The sequence below is a fragment of the Streptomyces sp. 13-12-16 genome, assembly GCF_002114215.1.
GTDB lineage: Bacteria > Actinomycetota > Actinomycetes > Streptomycetales > Streptomycetaceae > Streptomyces.
Window position 1 is genome coordinate 1 of the sequence record NZ_NCTE01001226.1, and the last position, 4,060, is coordinate 4,060.

Sequence of the window (4,060 nt, forward strand, 5' to 3'; positions counted from 1 at the left end):
CGGCAGTGCCTCACCAAGGGCGGCCTCTGGGTGCTCACCCTGGACGGCCCCGGCCCGTCCGCCGGGGCGGGGACGCTGCACGTCGCGGTGGTGCCGGCCCCCGGTGCGGGTGCCGCCGGCCGTGCCCCGTGGACGGTGACCGTCCCGTGCCCCGAGCCGGGCCGGGTGTCCGACGCGGGCCCGGTGACGGAAGATCCGGACGACCTGTCCGAGGCGCTGCTGGGCGCCGACGAGGACACGGCCGTGGTGCTGGACAAGCTCGCCGAGCAGGAGGAACTGGTCGCCTTCCACCGGGAGGAGCTGCACCAGACCAACCAGGGCGTCCTGGCGCTGCACGCCGAGCTGGACGCGGCGGGGCGTGCGCAGCGGGAGGCGTTCGCCGCCGAGCGCCGGGCGCGCGAGGAGGCGGAGAACGCGCGCCGCAGGCTGACGTTCCTGGCGGACGCGAGCGCCGTGCTGAACGCCTCGCTCAACCACGACGAGATCGTGCGCCGGCTGCCGGAGCTGCTGACGCCGCGGTACGCCGGCAGTGTCGACATATGGCTGTTCGACCACGAGGACGACCGGTACCGGCCCACGCCCCACCCGCGCGCGGCGGTCCACGCGGCCCGCACCGGGCGCCCCCAGTACGCGGCCGGTCACCCCGGCGGTCTGCCCGGGGTGGACGACCAGCCCCCGTCCGCCCTGGATCCCGGCCGGCCGCTGCTGTGCATCCCGCTGCTGACCCGCCGGGCGCCGCTGGGGGTGCTGACGCTGTCGCCGCCCGGTGAGCGCTGGGACCCGGACGACGCCCTGATGCTGCTCGAGCTCGCCCGGCGGGCCGGCACCGCCATCGACAACGCCCGCCGCTTCGAGCACAACCGTGACATCGCCGAGACGCTGCAGCGTGCCCTGCTCACCGAGCTGCCGTCGACGCCGGGTCTGAGCCTGGCCGCGCGCTATCTCCCCGCCACGCACGGGCTGAACATCGGCGGCGACTGGTACGACGCCTTCCGGCAGCGCGACGGCGGTCTGATCACCGTCATCGGCGATGTGACCGGGCACGGGCTGCACGCGGCGGTGATGATGAGCCAGCTGCGCACCGCGCTGCGCGCCTACGCCGTCGACGGCGACAGCCCCGGCCGGCTGCTGACCCGGCTGCACGAGTACCTGCGCCATCTCCAGCCCGATCTGTTCGCCACGGCGGTCATCGCACGGTTCCATCCGGACGGGCACACCCTGACGTGGGCCGCCGCCGGCCATCCGCCGCCGGTGCTGCGGCTGCCCGACGGACGGGTGCGCACCCTGGACGCCAAGCCCGGCGCGATGCTCGGCATCCCGCTGCGGCAGGACATCGCCGACCACACCGAGCGGCTGGCGCCCGGTTCGACGCTCGCGCTCTACACGGACGGGCTGGTGGAGCGGCGCGCCCGGGGCATCGACCCGGGCATCGAACGGCTCGCGGCGGCCCTGGGCTCGTTCGGTTCGGCGGAACTGGACGCGGATCTGGAGGACTCGGCGGACCGGATCCTCCGCCCCCTGCTGAGCGACTCCGAGCGCGACGACGACGTCTGCCTGCTCCTGTGCCACCTGCGCGGCTGAACCGGCCGCCGGTTCCCTTCCCGGTGCGCTCCGGCGAAGGTGCGGGCATCGTGGTGCCGAACAGGGGCACGCGTCAGTTGTCGATGTTCGAGGCAGACCGCCTGGAGCCGCAGGAAGGGATGGACACCGTGACACGACCCAGGATCCTGGTGGTGGGCGCAGGCTTCGCCGGTGTGGAGTGCGTGCGCAGGCTGGAGCGCAGGCTCGCCCCGAACGAGGCCGACCTCACGCTGGTGACACCGTTCTCCTACCAGCTCTACCTGCCGCTGCTCCCCCAGGTGGCGTCGGGCGTGCTGACCCCCCAGTCGGTCGCGCTCTCCCTGCGCCGCAGCGAGAAGTACCGCACCAGGATCATCCCGGGCGGGGCCATCGGCGTGGACCTGAAGTCCAAGGTCTGTGTCGTCCGCATCGTCAACGGCGAGATCGTCGACGAGCCGTACGACTACATCGTGCTGGCCCCGGGCAGCGTCACCCGCACCTTCGACATCCCGGGGCTGACGGACCACGCCTTCGGGCTCAAGTCGCTCGCCGAGGCCGCCTACCTGCGCGACCACGTCATCTCCCAGCTCGACCTGGCCGACGCGAGCCACGATCCGGCCGAGCGGGCCTCGCGGCTTCAGTTCGTGGTCGTCGGCGGCGGCTACGCGGGCACCGAGACCGCGGCCTGCCTGCAGCGGCTGACGCACGCCGCCGTCAAGCGCTACCCGCGCCTCGATCCGGGGCTGATCAAGTGGCATCTCATCGACATCGCGCCGAAGCTGATGCCCGAACTGGGCGAGAAGCTCGGGCGCAGCGCGCAGGAGATCCTGACCCGGCGCGGCATCGAGATCTCGCTGGGCGTCTCCATCGCGAAGGCGGGTGCCGAGGAGGTCACCTTCACCGACGGCCGGGTGGTGCCCACCCGCACCCTGATCTGGACCGCCGGTGTGGTCGCCAGCCCGCTCATCGCCACGCTCGACGCGGAGACCGTCCGGGGGCGGCTCGCGGTCAACGCGGACATGTGCCTGCCGGGTCACGACGGGGTGTTCGCGCTCGGCGACTCGGCCGCGGTGCCCGACGTGGCCAAGGGGGACGACGCCGTGTGCCCGCCGACCGCGCAGCACGCCCTGCGGCAGGGCCGGCACGTCGCCGAGAACGTCATCGCGACGCTGCGGGGCCGGCCGACACGGCCGTACGTCCACAAGGACCTCGGACTCGTGGTGGACCTCGGCGGCACCGACGCGGTGTCCAAGCCGCTCGGTATCGAGCTGCACGGCCTGCCCGCCCAGGCGGTGGCCCGCGGCTACCACTGGTCGGCGCTGCGCACCAACGTCGCCAAGACGCGGGTGATGACCAACTGGCTGCTGAACGCGGTCGCCGGCGACGATTTCGTGCGCACCGGATTCCAGGCGCACAAACCGGGGAACCTGCGGGACTTCGAGTACCTGGACGCCTATCTGACGCCGGAGCAGGTGCGGGAGCACGTCGCGAAGGCGGGCCGGGCGGCGCGGTGATCCCGGGGGCGGGAGACGGTTCGCGCCCGGCGGTGCCGGGACCCGGGCGCGGGCGTACGACGGGAGAGAGTGCGGTGGCGTGAAGGCGGCGGGACGCTCGGTGCGGACACGGCTGCGGGACCACCTGGCGGCGTCCGACCCCGGTCTGCTGCGGCTGACGGCCGGGCTGCGGACGGTGGGCGCGATCGCACTGACGCTGGCCGTGCTCGCCTCGGCGGGGTTCGACATCACCCAGCTGGTGGCGGGAGCGATGGCGGCGATGGTCGCCACCTTCGCCATCCGGGAGAAGCAGCGCGGCGCCCAGGCGGTCACGCTGGCCGTCGGCCTGCCCGTCGCGCTGGTGTCCGTGTCGCTGGGCGCGGTGCTCGGCGAGCGCGTCGTCGTCGGGGACGCCTTCTTCGTCGTCCTCATCTTCGTCGCGGTGTACGGCCGCCGGTTCGGGGACCGCGGGACCGCGCTCGGTCTGATCGGCTTCCAGGTCTACTTCGTGTCGCTGTTCGTCGGTGCCTCCGCCGCGCAACTGCCGGGGCTGTGGGCGGTCCTGGCCGTCGCGTTCGCGTGCAGCGCCCTGGTGCGGTTCGCGGTCGTCCCCGTGACGCCCGCCGGTCTGCTGCTGCGGCTGCGGACGGCCTTCCGGGCCCGGCTGGGCCGGCTGGTCTCCGCGCAGCTGGCGCTGCTGGACGCCGGGCCCGACGAGGTGGACAAGGCCCTGGAGGACGTGCGGGAGGGCACCGCGCGGCTGCACGAGACGGCCCTGATGATCCAGAGCCGGCTGGAGGAGGGTACACCGGACGAGTCGACGGCGCGGCTGGTGCAGCGCCGGATCGCGGACGCGGAGATCGCCGCCGAGCGGCTCGGTCTGCTGCTGCTGTCGGCGCGCAGCGCCCAGCGGGCGGACACCCTCACCCTGCATCTGCCCGGTGCGCCCGCCCCGGAGATGGGCCGGCTGCCCGGCCCCGACGAGGCCACGGCCGTACTGCGGCGGG

Annotated in this window: 2 protein-coding genes and 1 pseudogene; all 3 read left to right on the top strand. The window is 74.0% G+C overall.

All coding sequences use genetic code 11. From position 1 onward, the window contains the following. Positions 1-1,581, top strand: a 1,581-nt coding sequence (locus B7767_RS38105; protein WP_107486562.1) for a PP2C family protein-serine/threonine phosphatase, incomplete at its 5' end; no start/stop codon positions are given. A gap of 119 nt (positions 1,582-1,700) precedes the next feature. Further along, positions 1,701-3,074 carry an NAD(P)/FAD-dependent oxidoreductase gene (locus B7767_RS38110; protein WP_085575974.1) on the top strand — a complete coding sequence of 458 codons (1,374 nt, stop codon included), beginning with the start codon at positions 1,701-1,703 and terminating at the stop codon, positions 3,072-3,074. Positions 3,075-3,153: 79 nt separating this feature from the next. Beyond that, positions 3,154-4,060: pseudogene (locus tag B7767_RS38115) on the top strand (FUSC family protein); the annotation flags it as partial.